General features: G+C 41.7%; 17 protein-coding genes, 2 tRNA genes and 3 rRNA genes. 8 read left to right on the top strand and 14 right to left on the bottom strand.

Annotated features, from left to right (window positions below; all coding sequences use genetic code 11):
- Positions 1-19 precede the first annotated feature (19 nt).
- Together OGI71_RS14910 and OGI71_RS14905 are read right to left on the bottom strand one after the other, a co-directional pair.
- Positions 20-829 carry a hypothetical protein gene (locus OGI71_RS14910; protein WP_282249977.1) on the bottom strand — a complete coding sequence of 270 codons (810 nt, stop codon included), beginning with the start codon at positions 827-829 and terminating at the stop codon, positions 20-22.
- Positions 830-937: 108 nt separating this feature from the next.
- Complete coding sequence (locus tag OGI71_RS14905; RefSeq protein WP_282249976.1) at positions 938-2,248, bottom strand: BamA/TamA family outer membrane protein; 1,311 nt, start codon at positions 2,246-2,248, stop codon at positions 938-940.
- A gap of 253 nt (positions 2,249-2,501) precedes the next feature.
- Between OGI71_RS14905 and OGI71_RS14900 the strand changes: the two genes are divergently transcribed.
- On the top strand, positions 2,502-4,382 hold the full coding sequence (locus OGI71_RS14900; RefSeq protein WP_282249975.1) for a M1 family metallopeptidase: 1,881 nt from the start codon (positions 2,502-2,504) through the stop codon (positions 4,380-4,382).
- A gap of 218 nt (positions 4,383-4,600) precedes the next feature.
- Here OGI71_RS14900 and OGI71_RS14895 read toward each other — a convergent pair whose 3' ends face one another.
- The 6 genes from OGI71_RS14895 to OGI71_RS14870 form a co-directional block, all read right to left on the bottom strand.
- The gene (locus OGI71_RS14895; protein ID WP_282249963.1) at positions 4,601-5,215 is read right to left on the bottom strand and encodes an alpha-ketoglutarate-dependent dioxygenase AlkB; all 615 of its coding nucleotides are present in this window, start codon (positions 5,213-5,215) and stop codon (positions 4,601-4,603) included.
- Positions 5,216-5,238: 23 nt separating this feature from the next.
- Positions 5,239-6,075 (bottom strand): methylated-DNA--[protein]-cysteine S-methyltransferase, encoded by an 837-nt coding sequence (locus tag OGI71_RS14890; protein WP_282249961.1) that lies wholly within the window; start codon positions 6,073-6,075, stop codon positions 5,239-5,241.
- An 80-nt stretch (positions 6,076-6,155) separates the two neighbouring features.
- Positions 6,156-6,443: a SelT/SelW/SelH family protein gene (locus OGI71_RS14885; RefSeq protein WP_282249960.1), complete on the bottom strand. Its 288-nt coding sequence runs from the start codon at positions 6,441-6,443 to the stop codon at positions 6,156-6,158.
- Positions 6,444-6,590: 147 nt separating this feature from the next.
- Positions 6,591-7,448 carry a 4,5-DOPA dioxygenase extradiol gene (gene ygiD / locus OGI71_RS14880; protein ID WP_282249959.1) on the bottom strand — a complete coding sequence of 286 codons (858 nt, stop codon included), beginning with the start codon at positions 7,446-7,448 and terminating at the stop codon, positions 6,591-6,593.
- A gap of 115 nt (positions 7,449-7,563) precedes the next feature.
- Entirely contained in the window at positions 7,564-8,397 is an 834-nt protein-coding gene (locus OGI71_RS14875; RefSeq protein WP_282249958.1) for a response regulator transcription factor, read from the bottom strand.
- Positions 8,398-8,886: 489 nt separating this feature from the next.
- The gene (locus tag OGI71_RS14870; protein ID WP_282249957.1) at positions 8,887-9,486 is read right to left on the bottom strand and encodes a hypothetical protein; all 600 of its coding nucleotides are present in this window, start codon (positions 9,484-9,486) and stop codon (positions 8,887-8,889) included.
- Positions 9,487-9,835: 349 nt separating this feature from the next.
- On the opposite strand from OGI71_RS14870, the gene OGI71_RS14865 reads away from it, so the two are divergent.
- The 6 genes from OGI71_RS14865 to OGI71_RS14840 all read left to right on the top strand — a co-directional run bounded on the left by OGI71_RS14865 (position 9,836) and on the right by OGI71_RS14840 (position 19,226).
- Positions 9,836-11,363 (top strand): 16S ribosomal RNA (locus OGI71_RS14865).
- Between the two features lie 122 nt (positions 11,364-11,485).
- Positions 11,486-11,562: transfer RNA gene (locus tag OGI71_RS14860), tRNA-Ile, on the top strand.
- Positions 11,563-11,659: 97 nt separating this feature from the next.
- Positions 11,660-11,733, top strand: a tRNA-Ala gene (locus OGI71_RS14855).
- 230 nt (positions 11,734-11,963) lie between these two features.
- Positions 11,964-14,845 (top strand): 23S ribosomal RNA (locus tag OGI71_RS14850).
- Positions 14,846-14,991: 146 nt separating this feature from the next.
- Positions 14,992-15,103, top strand: a 5S ribosomal RNA gene (rrf, locus tag OGI71_RS14845).
- Together the 16S, 23S and 5S rRNA genes with 2 tRNA genes alongside form the textbook arrangement of a ribosomal RNA operon.
- Positions 15,104-15,359: 256 nt before the next feature.
- Positions 15,360-19,226, top strand: a complete 3,867-nt coding sequence (locus OGI71_RS14840) for a TIM-barrel domain-containing protein (protein ID WP_282249956.1) — start codon at positions 15,360-15,362, stop codon at positions 19,224-19,226.
- A gap of 281 nt (positions 19,227-19,507) precedes the next feature.
- Here OGI71_RS14840 and OGI71_RS14835 read toward each other — a convergent pair whose 3' ends face one another.
- From OGI71_RS14835 to OGI71_RS14825, 3 genes are all read right to left on the bottom strand, one after another.
- Positions 19,508-20,386 (bottom strand): pirin family protein, encoded by an 879-nt coding sequence (locus OGI71_RS14835; RefSeq protein ID WP_282249954.1) that lies wholly within the window; start codon positions 20,384-20,386, stop codon positions 19,508-19,510.
- 127 nt (positions 20,387-20,513) lie between these two features.
- Positions 20,514-20,831: a hypothetical protein gene (locus OGI71_RS14830; RefSeq protein WP_282249953.1), complete on the bottom strand. Its 318-nt coding sequence runs from the start codon at positions 20,829-20,831 to the stop codon at positions 20,514-20,516.
- A complete protein-coding gene (locus OGI71_RS14825) occupies positions 20,832-21,254 on the bottom strand; it encodes an OsmC family protein (protein ID WP_282249952.1) in 423 nt (140 codons plus the stop codon).
- A gap of 233 nt (positions 21,255-21,487) precedes the next feature.
- Here OGI71_RS14825 and OGI71_RS14820 point away from each other — a divergent pair, with 233 nt between their 5' ends.
- Entirely contained in the window at positions 21,488-22,207 is a 720-nt protein-coding gene (locus tag OGI71_RS14820; RefSeq protein ID WP_282249951.1) for a hypothetical protein, read from the top strand.
- Positions 22,208-22,221: 14 nt separating this feature from the next.
- Here the strand turns inward: OGI71_RS14820 and OGI71_RS14815 are convergent, their stop codons facing one another.
- From OGI71_RS14815 to OGI71_RS14805, 3 genes are all read right to left on the bottom strand, one after another.
- The gene (locus tag OGI71_RS14815) at positions 22,222-22,788 is read right to left on the bottom strand and encodes an AAA family ATPase (RefSeq protein ID WP_282249950.1); all 567 of its coding nucleotides are present in this window, start codon (positions 22,786-22,788) and stop codon (positions 22,222-22,224) included.
- Positions 22,789-22,868: 80 nt separating this feature from the next.
- Entirely contained in the window at positions 22,869-23,957 is a 1,089-nt protein-coding gene (locus OGI71_RS14810) for a DUF6688 family protein (protein WP_282249949.1), read from the bottom strand.
- Between the two features lie 31 nt (positions 23,958-23,988).
- Positions 23,989-24,447, bottom strand: a complete 459-nt coding sequence (locus OGI71_RS14805) for an SRPBCC family protein (RefSeq protein WP_282249948.1) — start codon at positions 24,445-24,447, stop codon at positions 23,989-23,991.

Raw genomic sequence — 24,447 nt, 5'->3', positions numbered from 1 at the left:
TGTTAATGGTTAGGTTGGCCTAGTCCGCAAATTCTTGGCTAAAGTAAATTTCAAAAACTGCTTTGGTCCTATTATATTTCAAGCATTGATAATTGGCATATACCGAGCTCGTCGGTATGCACAGGGTATTGGCCATCGCATTCGCCGGGAAATCCTTACTTAAGCAGCCCCGTTTTAGATCAAAGATATTATTGGTTGAAATATTGTCAATCGAGAATGCATTTTCATCAATCAAATAATTTGATTGACTTGAACGGATATAATCCTCTTGATAAATCAATTCTGCGCCAATACTATAATCTACTGTTCCATTGGCATAGTAACAATCGGATTGACGCAGCAAATTGGATACTTGTACGTCCCGATACAGTGTTTTAAAGAGTTTATTTTTCTGATCGAAAAGAAGTATTTCAATTTGATATTTTTCTTTATCATACACAACATAGGCAAAATCGTTCCCTTTATTTCCAAAAATATCCCCTCTTGTATGAGCCAATATATTGAGGTTTGTATGGGTCTCGAAATAATTCTTTTGATCTTCGGTAAGGTCTGCTTGCAGTTTTAGATGTAATTTTCCAAAGAGCCCTTCATCAGCTAATTTGACGAGCTGTTGTCGTTGCTGATTGGCCAATTCATTGGACCGTGGATTAGTATAGGTAGACGTATCAAGCAGAGGTTTCACTGCATGGGGATTTTCAGCCACCTGCTGACTTTGGTTATTGACCGTACTGTCTTTTGTCGGAATAGTCTGAGGATTAGATTTTGATGTTTGCTGACAGGAAGCAAATCCAAAAAGCAAAAGGTATAGAAAAATTGTCTGTAAATTCATGTGTATTTATCTTCAATGGGGGACTCCGTCTATTGGATTTTAGACGAAGTCACAATATCGGCTAATTTAATGATTTTATAGAAAAGAAGTCTTGCCGCTTTCGATAAATTAAAATGCTTCGTTCAATCCAAGAAAGAATCCACGAGACCCATATTTTCCTATAGCATAGTCCAGACAGAGGTTTGTTCGGGTGGCCTTGTTAAACAGAACGCGTAATCCCGCACCACCGCCTGGTTGCCATCTTTCAAAAAGTTTTGTGCCCAATTCATCACTTGCACTTTGGAGATTAAAAAATGCAGCACCACTCAAAAAGCGATTTTTTAAAATTGGAAAGCGGTATTCTGTTTCAGCATAAGCAAAAGAAGGTCCCTTGAAATAACCAATTGTATACCCGCGACCTGTCCTTACAGCGGCATCTCTTCCTGTACCAGGGAGGTCGAAGTAGGGGAGGACACCACCAAGTTTATAAGAACCCCAATACCAAAAAGCAAGCACATGTGCTGGATCTGACTGTGATAAACTAAAGTATTTCCGAAAGTCGGTCGTGAGCTGGACGGCACTTTTACTGCTGCCCAATAATTTGGTATTCCAACGTAGGCCAATGTCTGAATAGATCCCCTTGTAGGGTCTATTGGGATTATCCCGCGTAGTGTACTGCATATTCAATAGGAGGCCATTAGAATTGTAGCTATCTGGAGCAAAACCATGTTTTTCGGTATAAATGGTATTTGGGGTAACATTTCCATTGGGGCCACTGCTCGTAATCTTCCGGCGCAGGTCGAAGGCTAGTCCAGCTCCTAAAAACAATCCGTCGGACACCTTTTTATAGACCTTTTCGTTAAAAGTAAAGGCATTGTATTTGGCACCATATTTTTTATGTTCGGGATTAGCAAGTATTTCCTCTTCTTCATTATTCCATTTCCCCGGTGCGGTCATACCCAAACCTGCGTCTAGGGCAACCATTTTGACCAATGCAAAAGCTCCTTGAAAATTCAGTTTATTGTTAGGGGTAAATACATTGTGGCTAATATAGAAAACCATGATGTTTTTGGTCGTAATAGAGGCTGAAGTTGCTGCGATTGACATGGTGGTTGTTTTGGGATCACCCAGAACTTTTCCCGCAACAGCCTTGACACCAATCTGTCCACCAATCGTCGGATTATAGGCAATGTTTGGCATTAAGGTAATCGGAGAACGTTTGCTGGATTTTTCCTTTTTACGTTTGGGGTGAATAATCCGGCCGATCAAGTCCGAGATATCATATTGGCTCGCCAGAATCGAATCACGTTGCTTTTTATAGACGGAAGCCGAATCTATCTCAGTTTCAGATTGAGCCACAAGCCTATTGGGTATCAGCAGAAAGCAGGGTAGTAAAAAAATGAAAGTGAATAAATAACGATGACGTAAAAATTGCTGCATACCTTGGGGTTTATCTTAGATCTAAACGTCAAAAATATTAAAATGTTTTCTAAAAGGATAAAAGCCAATTCCATAAAGCACTGCTATTGGCCCGAGCGAATCACCGTGAAAAACTATTTGTCTGCTTGAACCGTCTAGGGGCTATATGATAACTGTGCGCGTGGAGCAATTTTTAGTGTTACGGGAGAATCGGTTAATTAAACTTGGAAGTAAGGGGAAATTTATCTTAGTTTTGATTATTTAATTCGGAGATATGATCAGACAGAATATATATAGCTGCGGTTTGGCCCTACTGTTGTTAACAGGTTTTGCGCAAGCACAGGAACTCTATACACCCAGGAATATTAAACAAGCCATTGAAAAAGGCACGCGGACCACAACCGGTGTGCCTGGTAAAAATTACTGGCAAAACTTTGGGAAATATGATGTCAAGGTACAGTTGGATCCTATCGCGAAGACCGTCCGCGGAAATGAAACCATTTTATACAGCAATAATAGCCTTGATACATTGAAGCAATTGGCGATCCGATTTGTGAACAATGTCCACAAACCCAATGCTGCGCGTGCTAACTATGCTTCGGACGACTATTTGACATCCGGGTTAAAGATAAAATCCTTTAAGCTCAACGGACAGGTTTACGAAGTAAACAGCAAGGATTGGGGAACAGTCAAACTCGGTGATTTTGGGCAGAAAATTCTTCCCGGGACGGTGGCAACCCTAGAGATTAGCTGGGAGTATCCGTTATCGGTTGAGAGCGACCGCGATGGCATGCTCAATGCATCTACTTTCTATTGTGCTTATTCCTATCCACGTGTATCTGTTTATGATGATTACAATGGCTGGGATGTTTTGGAGCATAACGGTAGACAGGAGTTCTATAATGGTTTCAATGATTATCTGTTTGAGATTGCTGTACCCAAAAATTTTGTTGTCTGGGCCACAGGCGAGCTTCAGAATGCGGCAGAAGTATTACAAAAGCCTATTTTGGAACGCTTCGAGCAATCGAAAAAAAGTGATGAGCCTATCCATGTTGCTACAGCCTCTGAGATGAAGGCGGGTAAGGTCACCGCGCAGCAAGAATGGAACAAGTGGAAGTTTAAAGCGACCTATGTTCCTGATTTTTGTTTCAGTGTGAGCGACAATTATATTTGGGATGCCGGCAGTGTGGACTTAGGAACCAAACGGGTCAGTGTACAATCCAGTTATGTTGCTGGTACACCCGATTTTGAGCAATATATTGGCTGGCAGCAATACTGTATCGACTGGTTTTCCAAAAATTGGCCCGGTGTAACCTACCCTTATCCGACAATGACAGCAGTACAGGGATTTGCGGATATGGAATACCCGATGATGATCAATGATTCGAGTGTGCCCGACAATTTTGTTGACGCCCGACAAACAGCAGATCATGAGATCGCACATACCTATTTCCCTTTTTACATGGGGATCAATGAGACCCGATATGGTTATATGGATGAAGGCTGGGCTACAGCGCTTGAATTTTGGATTGGTAATGCGGAGATCGGAGCCGAAAAGAATAAGGAGCTTTTCAAAGAGTCACGCGTGAAACGATATATCTTCGACCCATCCACAGAAGAGGATCAGCCTTTGATTACGATGACTTCACAGTTAAATGGTCTGGGTTACGGAAATAATGCCTATATCAAAGCTGCCTTATCGTATATCGCGCTACGGGATTATTTAGGTGATGCGGTTTTCAAAAAAGCCTTACATCATTATATGGACCATTGGCATGGTAAACACCCTACGCCGTGGGATTTCTTTTATAGTATCAATGCTGGAGCTGGTCAGAATTTAAATTGGTTTTGGAAGAACTGGTATTTTACCAATAATTACATTGATTTAAAGGCGGATAGCTTTAAGCAGTCTGGCAATAAAAATACCTTGTCGATCACAAACGTAGGTGGATTTGCGGTGCCTTTTGACGTCTTGATTACCTATACAGACGGCACTTTGGAGACAAAACATCAAACACCTGCAATTTGGCAACAGAATGAAAAACAGGCAACGATCAGTTGGTCATCTTCAAAGAAAGTGAAAAAAATTACGCTGGATGGTGGCGTTTTTATGGATTACACCGCCAAAGACAATGATTGGGAAGCTGTAAAGTAACAACGTTATTTGTGTCAATCTCCTTCTTATTGAGAGATTGACACAATTCCTGTCAAATTTATAACTGAACATTCTCTGAAAATGAAATTGTTATGCACTTAGGTCAGCTCCCAACATAAAGTTGATGTCTTTGCTGCTGATGATTTCAGTGCTGATTATCCTTTCCTATATGGATGGGTAACTTTAAAATAATCAGCTTGACGAATCAATTGTCCATGTTATTGAAAATTGTCAATAGTTCTGAAGGTCAAATTCACACGAGGCATAAATACCTTCTTCGTAGGAGGGAGACGGTGTAACCAATACGTCTGTGTAAGATCCTTCATAACTAAGAGACTACCATTTCCCAAAATAAGATCTACTTTTTCTTTTGTCGTTTTGTGCTTGAATGCAAACTTTCTTTCGGCTCCAAAACTTAAAGAAGCAATTGCGCCATTTTTCTTTAGGTCTTTTTCTCCGTCACTATGCCAGGCCATACCTTCATCACCATTGTGATATAGATTCAATAAACAAGAATTATAAGTTTCCTGTGTTTTTAATTCAGCAAGTGTTTTTAGCTCGAGTAGTTCTTTTGTCCAGGGGAGAGCTCTTTTGGTGGTATTGGAATAGCTATATTCAAAAGCCTGATCCCCATACCAGGCAACTTTGCGTTTAGTGATAATTTCGTTTCCGAAAATAATCGCACGATCGTTTACCCATTCGATGGAATTCATCAACTGGTTAAAATAGTGATTCGCTTGTTGCGGATCTAGTATTTTGCCATAGTAATTGACTGTCCCGTCATAGGGAAGTATATTTTTGTTTCCATCAAAAAGATTGTCGAAAAGTTCCATGTTATCCTTACTATTTTGTTGACTTATATTGCAGTGTGGAGGCTCTCCCAGCCGATAATCGCTGTCTTTCTTATCGGATCCCAACGATAACCACCAAATATGCCACTGTTTTGGATAACCCGATGGCAGGGAATTAGATAAGCAATAGGGTTACTGCCAATGGCTGTGCCTACTGCACGTGAAGCCTTGGGATTTCCAATTTGAGAAGCAATCGAACCATAAGTGCTTAAATTACCCATGGGAATTTTTAACAGTGCTTCCCATACCTTCAACTGAAATTCTGTTCCTTTGAGATGCAATTTCACCTGACCGATATCATTATCCTGTGGATTTAATGCTTTTAGTGCATTTTCATGCATTACATCCTGCCGCAGTATGTATTTTGCGTTTGGGAAGCGCTTTTGAAGCGTTTCGAACGCAGATTCTTTATCTTCTTCATAAGCAATATGACAGATGCCTTTTGAAGTAGAGGCGATAATGATGGGGCCAAAAAGTGTTTCATAATAATAGTATGAAATGAGCAGATTGGCACCTTCATTCTTGTACTCAGCAGGTGTCATCCCTTCGATATTGATAAACAGTTCATGTAATCTGCTGCTACTTGAAAGACCCAGCTGAAAAGTCGTTTCTGCAATATTGTTTTCCTTCAATAGTGATTTGGCGTGATTTAAACTTATATATTGCAAGAACTTCTTTGGGCTTGTGCCTGCCCAGGAGGTAAACATCCGTTGGAAATGAGCTTCACTCATGTAGACATGAGAAGCGATCTGTCCCAGTGTGGGTTGAGTTCTGAAATTTTCTTGTAAGAAATGTATTGCCTTGGCGATACGTTGAAAATCTACTTCTTGTTGAATAGTCATGATTGTCCATTTAGTTTATACAAAGTTGCTAAGAAGAAGAAGTTTATAAAATCCGATTTATGCTAAATTGAACGAGTTTTTTAAGAAGTTTTATCCGAATGTCCCAATGATTTTTCAGGGGCGACAATATCCCGGATCAGTTGCTTTAATTCCTTTATTTCGGGAAATCGGCCTGCTCTTTTTCGGTCAAAGATTTCTTGACCATCTATGCGTATGGTATAACGGCCGGCAATTTCACTTGGAATAATCAGGACGCCGTGGATATCTTCCGTGAATGAGCTCAAAATCTCTTGGGACATATAAGCTGCACGCAACATCCAATTGCATTTCGGACAGTATTCAATTTCGATAACAGGTTTTGATGCCATGATTTAAACTAAGATAGTATGCGTTCAATAAAACAAATGTACTTATCTCACTGCTGTCATCAAAACATCCATAAGAAATCACCCCAGACTGTTGATAATAGTCTTCGGATAGGCTGGGGTGGAATCTTATTTCATCATATTTTTTGACTAACCGATCTTTAATGAAGTCATAGTGAGTGAGCCTGCTACAGAATTGTCATTGAACAAAAATAAGTCTTCATTTCTTTCCTGTAAAGCCAGTGTATAAATTAAAGGAAGATAGTGTTCCGGTGTGGGGATTGCTAGGTCAAACTCCTTGCCCTGTTGCCTGAAATCAATTAAAGCCTGATGGTTGCCGTCTTGAATAAACTTTTTCATTTTATCATTTGCAATGCTGGCCCATTCGTAGGCGTATCCGGTTGTGTTGAGTTTATCCCAGGCAACCATGCTGAGATTGTGGACCATATTGCCGCTTCCGATAATCAATACTCCTTTTTTCCGGAGCTCAGCCAGCTGCTGCGCAATTTCATAATGATAGGAAGCTGGTTGGGTGTAGTCAATACTCATCTGAATAATGGGGACATCAGCATTGGGGTATAAATGTTTGACAACAGACCAGGAACCGTGATCCAATCCCCATTTATCGTCAAGATGTACTTCGGTTTTCGTGACGATACGCTGTGTTTCATGAGCTAACGAGGGGCTTCCGGGCGCAGGATATTGTACGTCAAACAAAGCCTGGGGGAAACCGCCAAAGTCATGGATTGTAGCCGGATGCTCCATAGCGGTAACAAATGTTCCACGTGTCTCCCAATGTGCCGAGATGACGAGGATTGCTTTGGGCTTCTCGAATGTTTGTCCTATTTTTCTGAATCCTTGAACAAACTCATTGTCTTCAATAGCATTCATGGGACTTCCATGGCCTAAAAAAAGAGCTGGAAATTTGTCTGTCGCAGTAAGCTCAGTAGACAATTTACGTAATGAACTTGCGGGACTAGCTATGCCTGATAAGGGTAATGTTGCCATAATTTTTATAAAATCCTTTCTACGCATTTGAATATTCCTAATAGCGTTAATTGTTATTACAAAATTAAGTAGCGTAGGACGGAGGGAGGTATTGTTTTTTAGTCAATCTGTTGTATTATTCGGAAATCAACTTCTGTATTTCATTTCTAAATTCAGATGGCGTCATTCCGGCTTTCTTTTTGAAAACGTTGGTAAAATAAGATTTTTCCTGATAGCCTAATTCGAAACCTATTTCCGAAATCGTCTTATTGGTTGTTAACAATAGATTTTTGGCTTCTATCAGTTTTCTTGTTTCGATTATCTCCGATACGCTTTGTTGCAATATGCTTTGGCAGATCAAGTTTAAATTCCGTGCAGACATAAAAAGTTTTTCTGCGTAATAATTAACACCCTCTGGTCGACGATAATTCTCTTCTAATATAGCTAGAAAGCTGGTGAACGTTGTGCTCTGGTTTTTCAATTGTTGTTGGGTATCCGGAAATTGTTTTTTTCGTTCCGACTCGATCATAATAAAAATTGTACTCAACAAATGCTTAATAACGGCATAGTCTACTAAAGATTGTTGTGTTTCCTGTTGGATCATTTGGCACAGGATGACCAATCTGGAAAAACAAGTTGGCTGGAAAAAAGTCAATGTCGCATTTTCATGAAAATGCGCATAAAGTTGGAAGGTGGTTTCGGGGATGAATTCGCTTTTAAATCGGATAACCCAAAAATCAATATTATTATCTTGGAGAAGCGGTTTCACACGATGATTTTTACCTTGCGCTACAAAGCTGACAAAGGGAGCACTGTATGTTTGTGCTTTAAAATCGATGAAATGTTCTAACTGTCCCTTTACACCAATAATCAGTTCTTCGAAATCATGTTGGTGCATTTCATTTTTCGACTCTTGGATGCGTAGTGCTTCTTTCGCATCGACTTGATATATTTTGAAAAGTTCGTTCAAAACTAATGCAGGTATTAAATATTCCTGTTAATGATCATTTATCCTTTACTAATGTACGGCTTAATTTGTATTTTTTTTCTATTGCTTTTCCGAAAAACAGCGATTCCAATAGTGAGCTCGCGTGTTTAGTATATTTTGTCCCGTTCCCGAAAAAGGGTGAAGTTCTTTTGCTGCTGTTGGGCAACATGTGGTATCTGTATCGCGCTTTGGCCATACCTTGTTCGCCGATGCTCGGGATTTTCCTATAGATTCTCTATCCATCCCCTATACAAACGAAAGGTAATGGATGGATAAACGGTAGAGAAAAGCCGAGCGAGATAACAGGAAGGTGCGAACAGAGCCCGGAAGCAGGATGCTTTTGCTTTTAGGGATACCAATTTTGGTATTTTTTAGGTATAAGTCAAATATTAAAGTAGCAATAACCTACTATTAAGTTAGGGTACAGTTAGGTATTGGTTAGGTTTTAGCTAAACAAAACCTAACCAATACCTAAACTAAACCTAAACAAACCCTAACTAAACGATGAATTTCTGCTAACCTTGAAGACTCCACTTTTGCATTATCTTTCTGCAGTCTCCGCGTTCTGTTTCCGGCCTCGGTTTTTATGCCTGTCCATGATCCGATCTGCCTGCTGCGGTTCATCGGCTTTTTTTCTGGTCGTCTATCTTTCCGGGATGTTCGCTGCTGTGGGCATACCGGCTTTCTGTGCCTACTGCGGCGTGTTGGTAGGGAGCCCTTGCGGACGCGACTGTTATTTTTAGTGTCCCGTTTCGCTCCGGGACACTTTTCCCCATGAGTCCACCGTTTCCATAACCCCTGCGCCCAGTGTATCCACTGCCGTGCCGGATTCTCCGGTTCCTCCGTCCACGTTCCCGCGGCCTTTCCACAGCATTTTCCCGTATAACTGTCCATTTTTGCTCCCCGGCGCCCCCCGAGATGCTGTTTTACAAAAACAATCCGCCAAGTTCCCAGCGAGTTACAGATATATTGAAATAAATAAGAACAAAAGGCTTGGAAGTTTGTTAGTAAACTCCCTATCTTTGCACCACTCCGCAAGGGAGGAACGGTTACTCCGGAAGGGGATACCACTGAAAAAAAGAAGGGTCTGACGGGAGTTAGGCGCGGAAATCGAAAAAAAAGAAAAGAAAAAAACTTCAAAAGTTTTTTGGTATTTCAAAAAAGATTTCTACCTTTGCAGTCCTAACGGAAACGGAGGGAAAGATAAAAAGATAAAGAGGGCGCAATGCCATCGGAATATAGCGGATACGGAAGTTGAAGCGAGAGAAGTTCTTTAAGAAAACACAATCATGTAAGCGTGACGAGTAGACAAAACGAAAGTCATGAACAAATTCAAGAATTAGTTCAATTCGATCCAAGATCAGAGATATAAAAAAAGAATTCTGATTATGTAAATAGTTGGAATCAAAAACTTCATTTTACAATGGAGAGTTTGATCCTGGCTCAGGATGAACGCTAGCGGCAGGCCTAATACATGCAAGTCGGACGGGATCCGGTGGTAGCTTGCTATCATTGGTGAGAGTGGCGCACGGGTGCGTAACGCGTGAGCAACCTACCTCTATCAGGGGGATAGCCTCTCGAAAGAGAGATTAAGACCGCATAATATAATTTTCCGGCATCGGGAGATTATTAAATATTTATAGGATAGAGATGGGCTCGCGTGACATTAGCTAGTTGGTAGGGTAACGGCCTACCAAGGCGACGATGTCTAGGGGCTCTGAGAGGAGAATCCCCCACACTGGTACTGAGACACGGACCAGACTCCTACGGGAGGCAGCAGTAAGGAATATTGGTCAATGGGCGGAAGCCTGAACCAGCCATGCCGCGTGCAGGATGACTGCCCTATGGGTTGTAAACTGCTTTTGTCCAGGAATAAACCTCTTTACGTGTAGAGAGCTGAATGTACTGGAAGAATAAGGATCGGCTAACTCCGTGCCAGCAGCCGCGGTAATACGGAGGATCCGAGCGTTATCCGGATTTATTGGGTTTAAAGGGTGCGTAGGCGGCCTATTAAGTCAGGGGTGAAATACGGTGGCTCAACCATCGCAGTGCCTTTGATACTGATGGGCTTGAATCCATTTGAAGTGGGCGGAATAAGACAAGTAGCGGTGAAATGCATAGATATGTCTTAGAACTCCGATTGCGAAGGCAGCTCACTAAGCTGGTATTGACGCTGATGCACGAAAGCGTGGGGATCGAACAGGATTAGATACCCTGGTAGTCCACGCCCTAAACGATGATAACTCGATGTTGGCGATAGACAGCCAGCGTCTTAGCGAAAGCGTTAAGTTATCCACCTGGGGAGTACGCCCGCAAGGGTGAAACTCAAAGGAATTGACGGGGGCCCGCACAAGCGGAGGAGCATGTGGTTTAATTCGATGATACGCGAGGAACCTTACCCGGGCTTGAAAGTTAGTGAAGAGATCAGAGACGGTCTCGTCCTTCGGGACACGAAACTAGGTGCTGCATGGCTGTCGTCAGCTCGTGCCGTGAGGTGTTGGGTTAAGTCCCGCAACGAGCGCAACCCCTATGTTTAGTTGCCAGCATGTAATGGTGGGGACTCTAAACAGACTGCCTGTGCAAACAGCGAGGAAGGTGGGGACGACGTCAAGTCATCATGGCCCTTACGTCCGGGGCTACACACGTGCTACAATGGATGGTACAGCGGGCAGCTACATAGCAATATGATGCTAATCTCTAAAAGCCATTCACAGTTCGGATTGGGGTCTGCAACTCGACCCCATGAAGTTGGATTCGCTAGTAATCGCGTATCAGCAATGACGCGGTGAATACGTTCCCGGGCCTTGTACACACCGCCCGTCAAGCCATGAAAGTTGGGGGTACCTAAAGCATGTGACCGCAAGGAGCGTGTTAGGGTAAAACCGATAATTGGGGCTAAGTCGTAACAAGGTAGCCGTACCGGAAGGTGCGGCTGGAATACCTCCTTTCTAGAGTATCGCGGATCGGTACTCGTCACGTTACATATGATTGCAAAAGAAGAAAAAACATCAGAAGAAAGTGCCCGCCCCTAATGGAGCGGTCCCTGAGAGAAGAGATGAACAGAATAGCTAGTCCCGTAGCTCAGTTGGTTAGAGCACTACACTGATAATGTAGGGGTCAGCAGTTCAAATCTGCTCGGGACTACCAGGTAGTAATGAGTATTTAGTATCTAGTATTTAGACAAATGGATGGCGACATACAGGGATCTAAGGACTAATGTCTAACATCTCAGGTCTAACAAAAAGGGGAATTAGCTCAGCTGGCTAGAGCACCTGCCTTGCACGCAGGGGGTCAACGGTTCGAATCCGTTATTCTCCACGTCTCCGGGGATATGCATCACAGATACATATCATATAAACCGGAAAAAGAGTTCTTTGACATATTGAAAGAGAAAAAAAATTACAAGAGAAGACAACAGTATAGAGACAATGCTGGTATGTGTTTGATGTAGGGAGGAGACCCTCGGTCGAAGGCCGAACGAATCTTTACGTAGCATACGGGTATATATATCACAAGCAGCCGCATAGTAGCAAAAGGCTATGCCGGTGAAGAAAGTAAATAAGGGCACACGGGGGATGCCTAGGCTCTCAGAGGCGAAGAAGGACGTGATAAGCTGCGATAAGCTTTGGGGATTGGCAAATGCGACTTGATCCAGAGATTTCCGAATGGGGCAACCTGACTATTTGAAGAATAGTCGTATGATACGCGAACGCGCTGAACTGAAACATCTAAGTAGGCGTAGGAGAAGAAAATAACAATGATTTCCCAAGTAGTGGCGAGCGAACGGGAAAGAGCCCAAACCGATTATGTTACGGCATAGTCGGGGTTGTAGGACCACGATATTGTACAATGCTATGAACTGGAAGCAGGTGGGAAACTGCGCGATAAGGGTGAGAGCCCCGTACAGGTAAAGAATATTGGCATAGTGGTATCCTGAGTACCGCGGGACCGGAGAAATCCTGTGGGAATCCACCAGCACCATCTGGTAAGGCTAAATACTCCTGAGAGACCGATAGTGAACCAGTACCGTGAGGGAAAGGTGAAAAGAACCCCGAACAGGGGAGTGAAAAGAACCTGAAACCGTGTGCTTACAAGCGGTTGGAGCAGACAAGTTCTGTGACAGCGTGCCTTTTGCATAATGAGCCTACGAGTTACTCTTGTCTGGCAAGGTTAAGTCCTTCAGGGACGCAGCCGAAGCGAAAGCGAGTCTTAATAGGGCGCATAGTCAGATGAGGTAGACGCGAAACCTTGTGATCTACCCTTGGGCAGGTTGAAGTTGCAGTAACATGTAATGGAGGACCGAACCGATAAACGTTGAAAAGTTTCCGGATGACCTGAGGGTAGGGGTGAAAGGCCAATCAAACTGGGAAATAGCTCGTACTCCCCGAAATGTTTTTAGGAACAGCGTCGGCATCGAGTTTAATAGAGGTAGAGCTACCGATTGGGTGCGGGGGAGTCAAATCCTACCAAATCCAGACGAACTCCGAATGCTATTAAATATGGCCGGCAGTGAGGCTTTGGGTGCTAAGGTCCAAGGCCGAGAGGGAAAGAACCCAGACCATCAGCTAAGGTCCCCAAATTCGTTCTAAGTTGAACTAACGAGGTCCGGTTGCCCAGACAGCTAGGATGTTGGCTTGGAAGCAGCCATTCATTTAAAGAGTGCGTAACAGCTCACTAGTCGAGCGGCCGGGCGTGGATAATAAACGGGCATCAAGAACGGTACCGAAGCTATGGATTTGCATTGAAAGATATGCATCTGGTAGGGGAGCATTCCATATGGGGCGAAGATATCTGGTAATGGGTGTTGGACCGTATGGAAAAGCAAATGTAGGCATAAGTAACGATAAGGCGGGTGGGAAACCCGCCCACCGAAAGACCAAGGTTTCCTGATCAACGTTAATCGGATCAGGGTCAGTCGGGACCTAAGGCGCACCCGAAGGGGGCAAGCCGATGGACAACTGGTTAATATTCCAGTACTCTTCATAACTGCGATGTGGTGACGGAGTAGTGACACTGCCGCGAACTGACGGAATAGTTCGTTGAAAGGCGTAGGTATAGGGACGGTAGGCAAATCCGCCGACCCTGCTGAACCCCAATAGTACAGCAAAGCTCCGGTGGCGCTGATAGAGCAGGTAAACAGACTTCCAAGAAAACCCGCTAAGCTTCAGGTTATGAAGACCCGTACCGCAAACCGACACAGGTGGTCGAGGAGAGAATCCTAAGGTGCTCGAGTGAGTCATGGCTAAGGAACTCGGCAAAATGGCCCTGTAACTTCGGGAGAAGGGGCGCTGTCTCGTAAGAGCAGCCGCAGTGAAAAGGCCCAGGCGACTGTTTAACAAAAACATATGGCTTTGCAAAATCGCAAGATGAGGTATAAGGCCTGACACCTGCCCGGTGCTGGAAGGTTAAGAGGGGATGTCATCGTAAGAGAAGCATTGAATCGAAGCCCCAGTAAACGGCGGCCGTAACTATAACGGTCCTAAGGTAGCGAAATTCCTTGTCGGGTAAGTTCCGACCTGCACGAATGGTGTAACGATCTGGGCGCTGTCTCAGCCATGAGCTCGGTGAAATTGTGGTATCGGTGAAGACGCCGATTACCCGCAACGGGACGGAAAGACCCCATGCACCTTCACTATAGCTTAACATTGAGATTGGGTACAGGATGTGTAGGATAGGCGGGAGATGTTGAAGCGGCTTCGCCAGGAGTCGTGGAATCAACCTTGAAATACCGCCCTTTCTGTATTCGGTTTCTAACTCCTTTATGAGGAGGACATTGTTTGGTGGGTAGTTTGACTGGGGTGGTCGCCTCCAAAAAGGTAACGGAGGCTTTCAAAGGTAAGCTCAGTACGCTTGGTAACCGTACGTGGAGTGCAATGGCATAAGCTTGCTTGACTGTGAGACCAACAAGTCGAACAGGGTCGAAAGACGGACATAGTGATCCGGTGGTTCTGTATGGAAGGGCCATCGCTCAAAGGATAAAAGGTACGCTGGGGATAACAGGCTGATCTCCCCCAAGAGCTCATATCGACGGGGAGGTTTGGCACCTCGATGTCGGCTCGTCACATCCTGGGGCTGGAGAAGGTCCCAAGGGTTGGGCTGTTCGCCCATTAAAGTGGCACGCGAGCTGGGTTCAGAACGTCGCGAGACAGTTCGGTCCCTATCTGTTGTGGGCGTTGGAAGTTTGAGTGGATCTGACCTTAGTACGAGAGGACCGGGTTGGACAGACCTCTGGTGAACCTGTTATGCCGCCAGGTGTACGGCAGGGTAGCTACGTCTGGAATAGATAAGCGCTGAAAGCATCTAAGTGCGAAACTAGCCACGAGATGAGACTTCCTTATAGGGTCGTAGGAGATGACTACGTTGATAGGCCATAGGTGTAAAGGTTGAGAGACCAAAGCCAAGTGGTACTAATAGCCCGAAGCTTTCTCAAGCAGACAGACACTGTTGTCTTCCTCTTTAATTTTTGAATTAATCTTTCAATATATATGTCATTATGGTTTAAGCTATAAGATGGGTATAAACTTTCACATGAAAGTCTACATACTGCTATCTAAAACTTGATACTATACAAGATCTTTAGGTGCCTATATCGGCGGTGTCTACCTCTTCCCATTCCGAACAGAGCAGTCAAGCCCGCCAGAGCCGATGGTATTGCCGTAACAGGTGGGAGAGTAGGTCGGTGCCTTTTTTTACACGGAAGCCCTTGCTGGAAACAGTCAAGGGCTTCTTTCGTTTACAGACTTTTGCTATTTTCCTTTTCCACAGAGACATCCTAAAATCACTTTACTCCTGCAACATTATTATTAGACAATCGTTTGCATTTCGCAGGCTCTTTTTTACTTGGATTTACTATTGTATTATTGTTCTGTTAATTTAACAGCATCTTGCTGTCTATCTCAACGATGGAAAAGCAATTGTGCTATTCAATATTATAAATTATATACATGAAGATATCTTTTTGGAGTACAAAAGCGCAAGTTAGTTTGTTGGTTGGATTGGCTTCTCCGTTTATTTTTCAAACGAATAGAGTTAGTGCGATGACTAGCACAGTTGCATATTATCGCATAGAACAGACCACTCCTGTTAGTAAAATTATTGCTGTACAGAAAATTAACCCAACAACAGTAGAGATTGTATATGACAACAACCAAAGGCTGACATTGGATTTCTATGGAAATCATATTTTCAGGATGTTTCAAGATATACATGGTGGAATAATCCGCGATCCGGAAGCAAAACCTGAGGCGAAGATCCTTGTCGAACAGCCACGGAAAGCAGTGGATAACTTGGAAGTAAAGGATGATGGTAGTAAGGCTGTAATAAGGACCAAAGACATCATATTCTCCATAGATAAACAGACATCACAGTTTAGTATCCTAAACCGTAACACGAATAAAATCGTCGTAGAGAGTTTAAAACCCATCGCTTTCGAATCTAAACAAGTGAGCTTAGAATTAAAGGAAAATAAGGATGAGTACTTCTTTGGCGGGGGTGTTCAGAATGGACGGTTCTCCCATAAAGGTAAAGCGATCGCAATTGAGAACCAAAATAGCTGGACCGATGGCGGTGTAGCATCACCCACACCTTACTTTTGGTCAACCAATGGCTATGGGTTTATGTGGCATACCTTTAAAAAGGGAAATTATGCATTTGGTACAAAATCAAAAGGAACAGTTAAACTCTCCCATGATACAGATTACCTGGATGTCTTTTTTATGATTAATGACGGTACTGTACCGCTGTTGAATGATTTCTACCAGCTAACAGGTAATCCTATTCTTCTTCCAAAATTTGGCTTATATGAAGGTCACTTAAATGCATATAATAGGGATTTTTGGAAAGAGGATGAAAAAGGGATTCTATTTGAAGATGGTAAACGTTATAAAGAAAGCCAAAAAGACAATGGTGGTACAAAAGAATCATTAAATGGTGAAAAAGGTAACTACCAATTTTCAGCTCGTGCAGTGATAGACCGTTATAAAGCGCATGATATGCCTTTGGGCTGGATTCTACCCAATGATGGTTATGGTGCTGGATATGGTCAGACCGAAACATTGGATGGTAATATTAATAATCTAAAAGAATTTGGTAATTACGCATGTAGAAATGGTGTGGAAATCGGTTTGTGGACACAGTCTGATTTACATCCCAAAGACAGCATTAGTGCATTATTGCAAAGAGATATCGTTAAGGAAGTGCGCGATGCCGGTGTACGGGTATTAAAGACAGACGTTGCTTGGGTAGGCCCGGGTTATTCCTTTGGTCTAAATGGTGTTGCTGATGTAGGTCATACGATGCCTTATTATGGTAACGATGCACGACCATTTATTATTTCATTAGACGGTTGGGCTGGGACTCAACGTTATGCCGGTATTTGGTCAGGGGATCAGACAGGTGGTGTATGGGAATATATTCGATTCCATATCCCAACCTATATCGGTTCTGGACTTTCTGGACAGCCAAATATAACTTCCGACATGGATGGTATTTTTGGAGGTAAAAATTTCAAAGTCAACATTAGAGACTTTCAGTGGAAAACCTGGACGCCAATGGAACTGAATATGGACGGTTGGGGATCCAATGAAAAGTATCCACATGCTCTGGGTGAACCCGCGACTTCCATTAACCGCCTCTACCTAAAGTTGAAATCACAATTAGTTCCTTATAGCTATAGTATTGCTAAACAGGCTGTCGATGGTTTGCCAATCATCCGTGCGATGTTTTTGGAGCAAGCAAATCAATATACGCTTGGTAAAGCAACGCAGTATCAATATCTGTATGGACCGAATTTTTTGGTTGCACCGATCTATCAGGAAACACGTGTAGATGAGAAGGGCAATGATATTCGTAATGGTATTTACTTGCCAGATGGAGAGTGGATCGATTATTTTACAGGTGAAAAGTATAAAGGTGGGCGTATCATTAATAATTTTGATGTGCCAATTTGGAAGCTACCTGTGTTTGTTAAAAATGGTGCTATCATCCCAATCACTAATCCTAACAATAATGTGCAGGAAATCAAAAAGGATCAACGTATTTACGAAGTTTATCCATCAGGGAATTCCGATTTCGTGGAATATGATGATGATGGGAAAACTGAGGCCTATCGTTACGGAAAAGGAGTGAATACAAAGATTTCTTCTCTACATAAAGACAATAAAGTGTTGTTCACAATAGCGCCATCACAAGGTGAATTTGAAGGCTTCGAAAAGGCGAAATCGACTGAGGTTCGTTTCAATGTAACTGCGGCACCAAAGAAGGTAACAGCTAAAGTGAACAAAAAAGGAGTAAAACTTCAAGAGGCTCATTCACTAACCGAGTTTAATGGCTTAGAAAATGCCTATTTCTATGATGCACAGCCTAATCTGAATCAATTTGCGACAAAGGGATCGGAATTTGAGAAAGTTGCCTTAATCAAAAATCCGATGGTATTGGTGCGTATTGGTAAACAGGATGTATCATCGACAGCAATTGAAATACAAGTTGATGGTTTCAAATTTACGCCAGCTGATAAGTATTTATCGCAGACAGCTTCGCTGACCGCTCCTACAGCCAAAGTAACGGATAGTAATATACAAGCTTATACTGTAACACCAACTTGGGAGAAGGTTGCCAATGCGGACTATTATGAGATTGCTTTCAATGACCTGATCTACTCTACCATTAAAGACAATCAATTGCTCTTTGAAGGTTTAGACGCTGAGACGGATTATGCCTTTAAAATTAGGGCCGTCAATAAAGCCGGTGCTTCCGATTGGAGTACATTTACAGCAAAAACAAAAGCTAATCCGTTAGAATTTGCGATCGAAGGTATTAAAGCAGAGACCTCGGTGGACAATCAAGGTGGCAATGGCATCAATAAGTTGTTCAACTATGATGAAGGGGATATGTGGCATACCAAATGGGGACAAACTGCTGTTCCGTTTGACATGACACTAGATCTGAAATCAGTCAATCAACTGGATAAGTTTGAGTATCTTCCTCGCACAGACGGTGGCAACGGAATCATTTTAAAAGGTAAAGTCTTTTACAGCAATGACAAAGATACATGGTCTGAGGCTGGAAGCTTTGATTGGAAGCGTGATGGTGAAATGAAGCAATTTAATTTTAGCCAACACCCTGTCGCTCGTTTTATTAAGATTTCGGTTACAGATGCTGTCGGAGGTTTTGGCTCAGGTCGGGAACTCTATGTCTTTAAGGTGCCAGGATCTACTAGCTATCTACCGGGTGATATCAATAATGACCGTCTGATCGATCAAAATGATTTGACTTCTTATATCAATTATACTGGATTAAGAATGGGTGACGGCGATTTTGAGGGTTATGTGAGTAATGGTGACGTCAATAAAAATAATCTGATTGATGCCTATGATATCTCAAATGTTGCCGTCATGATCGAGGGTGGAGCGAAACCAACCAAAGAGGAGAAAGTTGCTGGTAAGCTGAAATTGACAGCCTCCAAGACTACCTTGAAGTCTGGTGATATCGTTGAAATAGCGGTCAGTGGTGAAAACCTTAAAGCGGTCAACGCACTTAGCTTTGCATTGCCTTATAATCAAGGAGATTTTGAGTTTGTGGGAATAGATCCATTACAGCTGAAAGAGATGAGTAATTACACCAATGACCGTCTGCATACAAACGGTAGTAAAGCGTTGTATCCTACTTTTGTGAATTTGGGCAATAAGGAAACACTGAATGGTTCTGAAATTCTGTTTAAGATTAAGCTGAAAGCCAAACGTAACGTTAATTTCAATTTAAAGGCTGTAGATGGTATTTTAGTTGATAAAAAACTCAATTCGATAAGCTTTTAAAATAGATTTTATACAATGAACAAATAAGCTTTTAGAAAGTAAAGGCAAACCCCTGAACATTGAATCTTTGAAAAGAGACGATAGGGGATACAAATAGAATCAAACAAAAATGAGGGTATCCAATAGCTGTTTTGGATACCCTCGCTTTTTGTAAAATCATGCGAACAGTGAAACTGTAATTTTGCTGGTCATTATCCCTGAACTTGTTCGACAATGGAAGCTATGAAGCTAATCTATGTCTTGATTATCAATGGGAATAGTAGCTTCAAGATGATGTTTCGTTAGTTTAATATCATGTTGAGATCCATCAAAAGGATTTCGGTATCTGCTGAGGTCGCCGTGAGTTTAATTTCCGAAACATCCCAGATTCCAAAGCCATCTCTTGTTTCCAATTCTTGTCCTTCAACGTTGATACTTCCGCTGATGACGAAAATATAAACACCATTTCCAGCTTGTTTAATATTATAATTTGTGCTGATACCATTGTCAAAATGTCCCATATGGAACCAGGCATCCTGATGTATCCATACGCCTTCGTCTGACGGATCTGGAGAGAGGATCTGCTGCAACTTATTGTGTCTTTGCGATCTATCCAAGGTAATCTGATCGTAGCGAGGTGCTACATTGCGTTTATTCGGATAGACCCAGATCTGTAAAAATTTAACAGCCTGATCGTTATTTTTATTGTATTCACTATGCATGATACCCGTTCCTGCACTCATGACTTGGATATCTCCTTTTCGAATAATGGCTTGATTCCCCATACTATCTTCATGTTCCAGGTCCCCTTCTAAAGGAATACTGATAATTTCCATATTATCGTGCGGATGTAATCCGAAGCCTCTGCCTGCTGCAACAATATCATCATTAAGCACACGGAGTACACCAAAATGCATGCGTTCGGGATTATGGTAATTTGCAAAACTAAAGGTATGATTACTCTGCAACCAACCATGATTTGCATGCCCTCGGCTCGTTGCTTTATGGAGTACACTATGGTTTTCCAATTGATCTGAATCGTAATGGACGGCATCGGCATCTAGAGCTTCCAAAGGTTCTATTTCGTCGATGTCATTCTTCATAATACGTGCTGAGGCAGCGCTTGCTGCGAATATGCCAGAACCTAAAAGTCCCTTTTTTATAAAATTTTGTCTATTCATGATCTTCGTATTGATGTGTTCAAAATTAATCTACGAGGGATTAATTTTCATTGAACTAGTTTAATAAAAGCTTTGTAATCGAAATTCATTGCTTTTGGGAAATTGGCAAATAAGGATGCTTATGGGTTTATTTGTTGGGAATCAAATCGGGGAATAAGCTATAAATTTCATTTTTCAAAAGCCCGCTTCCACCGCCATAATGTTTTATTAAGCCAATAGGATGGTCTAAATGCGATAGATAGTCTGTGATCTCTGTCTCTTCCTGAGTCGATAGACCGGAGCTCAACAAGAGGATATCACTGGGATAGTTTGAGAGGTAACCCTTACAAGTTGACATATCTTGTTGAATGATGGCCTGCCATCCATGATTACTTTCTATAATCCGCTTTAACGTCTGGAGAATTTCTTCGTTTTTTCCAAATACAATAATGATTAAATTTTTCATCTAAGAGTTGGTTTTCATAGTTGTATTGACGATGGCGTTACCCTTTAATATCTTAGAAATCGGACATTCATCTGCAATTTGTTGAAGACGCAATAGAGTGTCTTCTTCAATAGCCTGCCCGAATGAAATTTCACGGTCAAAATAAGTAACCACTTGCTCTTTCTCAATTCGTAGATACATATTGGCAGTTACCTGAATCTCATCGATGTTAAGTTCCTTTTTGTCAATATACATACGTAAGGTTGCCAATGTACAGGAAACGAGGGAAGAGATCAATAGTGTATACGGATCCGGACCGAGATCTTTTCCACCAAGTTTTTCAGGCTCATCTGTAATAAGCTCACCATTTCGCCATAAGATGGTCGTTTTATATTTTTGTTGGCCGATATGACCGCTGATGGGATTCTCTAAAATATATTTCATACAATTTTCTCTATTGCTTCTTATAGAACAAAATTAAAGTCGAATTGATTCAATTCCATTGATGTAGTTCAATAAATATAGAAAAGATCGAAAAAATAGCTGTTTATTTACCCACTTAAATTCGTAGCTATATGTTGGGCGACGGAATGAAAAATATCTCTTCGAAAAATTAAATGCTAATGTAAGTTCAATCGCATAAATTTTCTTAATTTTAGTTTGTTTTTACTTTTTTTATGATGAAGAGATTTTTACTTATCGCATGTATAGCTAGTACGGTTCCATTTGCAGCTTTTTCACAGTCCCATGAACTTCGTGTAGGTATCACTTCGGGCGTTTCCAATTTTACGGGATCTGGAAGCACTGCCAAGAGTAACCTCAATGGTTCTAGTCAACAGGATTATTATACCAATAGTCCTTACGGTAAAAAGTATGGAATTAATTTGGGTGGCGCAGTGAATTACCGTTATGTCTTTGCGAATAATTTTCTTTTAGGCGTAGAGGGAGCTTTTGAACGTTTACAGACCAAGGTTGACCTAGAAGGCAGCGAATTCGCTAATGGTAGTCGCGGACTGACCAAACTCAATCAACAATTTTTGAATTTTAATCCCTTTGTTGGTTATCGCGTTTATTTTGAACCGATGACAATGGATCTGCAATTCGGTATTGATGTAGCGAAGACCTTGAGCATCAAAGAAAATGGAAGTATTGAAGATAAGAGTGGCAATAAAACAAGTTTTACACATGATAGAGGTAAAGCAATTGATGTAGATATCCGTCCGCGACTACAGTTTAATGTCAATTATGATCGTTATACGGTTTTTGCAGGTTATTCTTGGGGTTTAAAGGATTATCTCGATGGGTTAATTGGAGCTAACCCGGGGCCGGCTCGATTGAATGTATTTCGCTTGGGATTGCAATATCAATTTTTAACGCCAGTTTATAAAAACAACTAAAAGTTAATGAAAAATCAATGATCTGCTGATTTGAGCGCTTCAAGTATAAATTGATAACGTTGTTCGACCGTTGTTTTAGGTATTTCTATGACCTCATATCCAAGCCGCTCATATATCCTTTTCATCTGATTGAATGTGGCTTCGGACTCTTCCCAAGTCTGTTTTCGCTCATTATCAGTTTTATAAATTTCCTGCCAAGGGGGGAGGATAAATATCTTTTTATGATAGCGGTGTGCTTTGGCTTCGGCAAGCAGGGACTCTTCGATAATTAGATTTTCCATTTCGATATAGGCCAGTGTATCAGGAATTCCACGGTCAAAAAAGACATAGCCTGGATCTGCAGAGCTTTCTTTTATTTCATGAAGGAAACTATTCGTGGACGAAGTCAACATCAATGAAGCATAGTATTGTTTGTTTTTCCAGGGTAAACCATCACCATTGCTCTCCAATTGTTCTTTAATGATTCTACGTGCATCTTCCGGTACAGTTCTATACCCCTGCTTTTGTAGTTCGTTAAGTAGTGTGGTTTTGCCTACACCGGGTCCCCCGGTGAGGACAATAAAATAATTTGTCTGATCCATATTAAAAAAATGTCATACCCCTCCAATACAGCCCAGCATTGTCTGTTTAAGAGATATTATTGTGTAATAATCGAAAATGATTAAGCGTATTGTTTGGCGATTTTCTTCTCTGGTTCTATATATAACATATATAAAAAGAAAAGAAATATATACTCCAGTGGTTTCATCATCATGTAGGTCAGATTTGATGCCCTGACCGAGTTGATTCTGGTGGAGATATTATATCCGTACCTGTCGTAAAAAGAGCGTACATAACGATGAAGGACTGGAGATAGATCACTTAAAATTTCTTCAAAAGCATTAGCTACCAATAGTTGACGGTTAACAATGATCGTATTTCCATGTCGCTTACCTAAGCGTAGTGGCTTTACAACTGTTGGACCCCCTTTGGCAGCCACTGTACAAAGGTAATGTCCACGGTGATCTAAAATAGGAGGGTGCATTTTTTGAGAGAAAGCCCAGGTCGTGGTCTCTGTGAATACCTTGGCCATTGAATCGCTATCTTGACCAAATAGAATAAGAATTGCGGTCACCACGAGAAAGACAGGAACGAGCAGGATAAGCGCCCATAGCGGATAATCTAGTTTGGAGGAAAGCAGTATATTGATCTTGTTCAGTATGGGATTGCGATAAGTTCTGTGCAACGATGTTTCCCTCTCCTCCTGGATGATTTTCCAAATAAAGCCTATGCCAAAACAGAAACAGAAAAGAGGAGTGAAAATAAAGTAAAATGTTCCTTCATTACCGACATAGATACTTAGGGTAGATGTATCGTGATAGCTTACTTGCGTCAATACGAAGATACTGATTATTGATCCTATCATCAAAATAATGAGGGCGAGGACAAGAGGAATAGGTGGTATTTTTCGGCCTTTTATCCAAATAGCCATCACGGCGACATTGAAAGCAACAAAATATATAAACAATGATAAGGCATGTTTTCCACCAAAAGGTAAGTAACAAGCGCCATCAACGGGATCAACGGCCTCATGATATTGACTGGAATGGGTTAATAGACCAACTCCAGAGATAGCTAAGGACAGGATGTAGCCAATAATAACAGCATATCCAACAGAAGATATCTTTTTATTCTGTTTTTTTATTGTAGAACGTAGTAGATAAATCAATCCAGCAAATAAAGCAACGATAACAATAAGTATGATGTCCATAGCAGCAAATAAAATTATTAGGCGAATGTAATTAAATGATTGTTTTTAATTCACGTTCAAGCCGATCAAAGTTTTCTTCATTTTTATCTAAGACAAAGCTTTTGATTTTGTTGCATTCCGCAGTAGTATTGAATATCATTCGAAAACCGAATTTTGTTTTACCGGGAGCAATATCACTCAGCGATAGCTCCATTCGGAAAAGCGGTTTGGACAGTCTGTCCCAGGTAATTAATTTGGGGTAAATTATTTCGGAAAAAATGCATTCATTTTGATAATTACCTTTATCTGGGCCATGCATGATAAACTTCCATCGTCCACCGGGCCTAAAGTCAAATTCTTCGAATGTATTGGTAAATCCGGCTGGACCCCACCAATTTTCTAAATGAGAAGGATTGGCACATGCTTCAAAGACTAGGTCTATTGCTGCATTTACTATTCTCGAACTGACAATTTCATTGTCAGGTGAAAGTATGAAAGGGGTTTTGGTCAT

It is taken from the genome of Sphingobacterium sp. ML3W, from assembly GCF_029542085.1.
Taxonomy (GTDB): domain Bacteria; phylum Bacteroidota; class Bacteroidia; order Sphingobacteriales; family Sphingobacteriaceae; genus Sphingobacterium.
The sequence above is the reverse complement of the archived record's forward strand: the minus strand, read 5'-3'. Positions and strand labels throughout refer to the sequence as shown.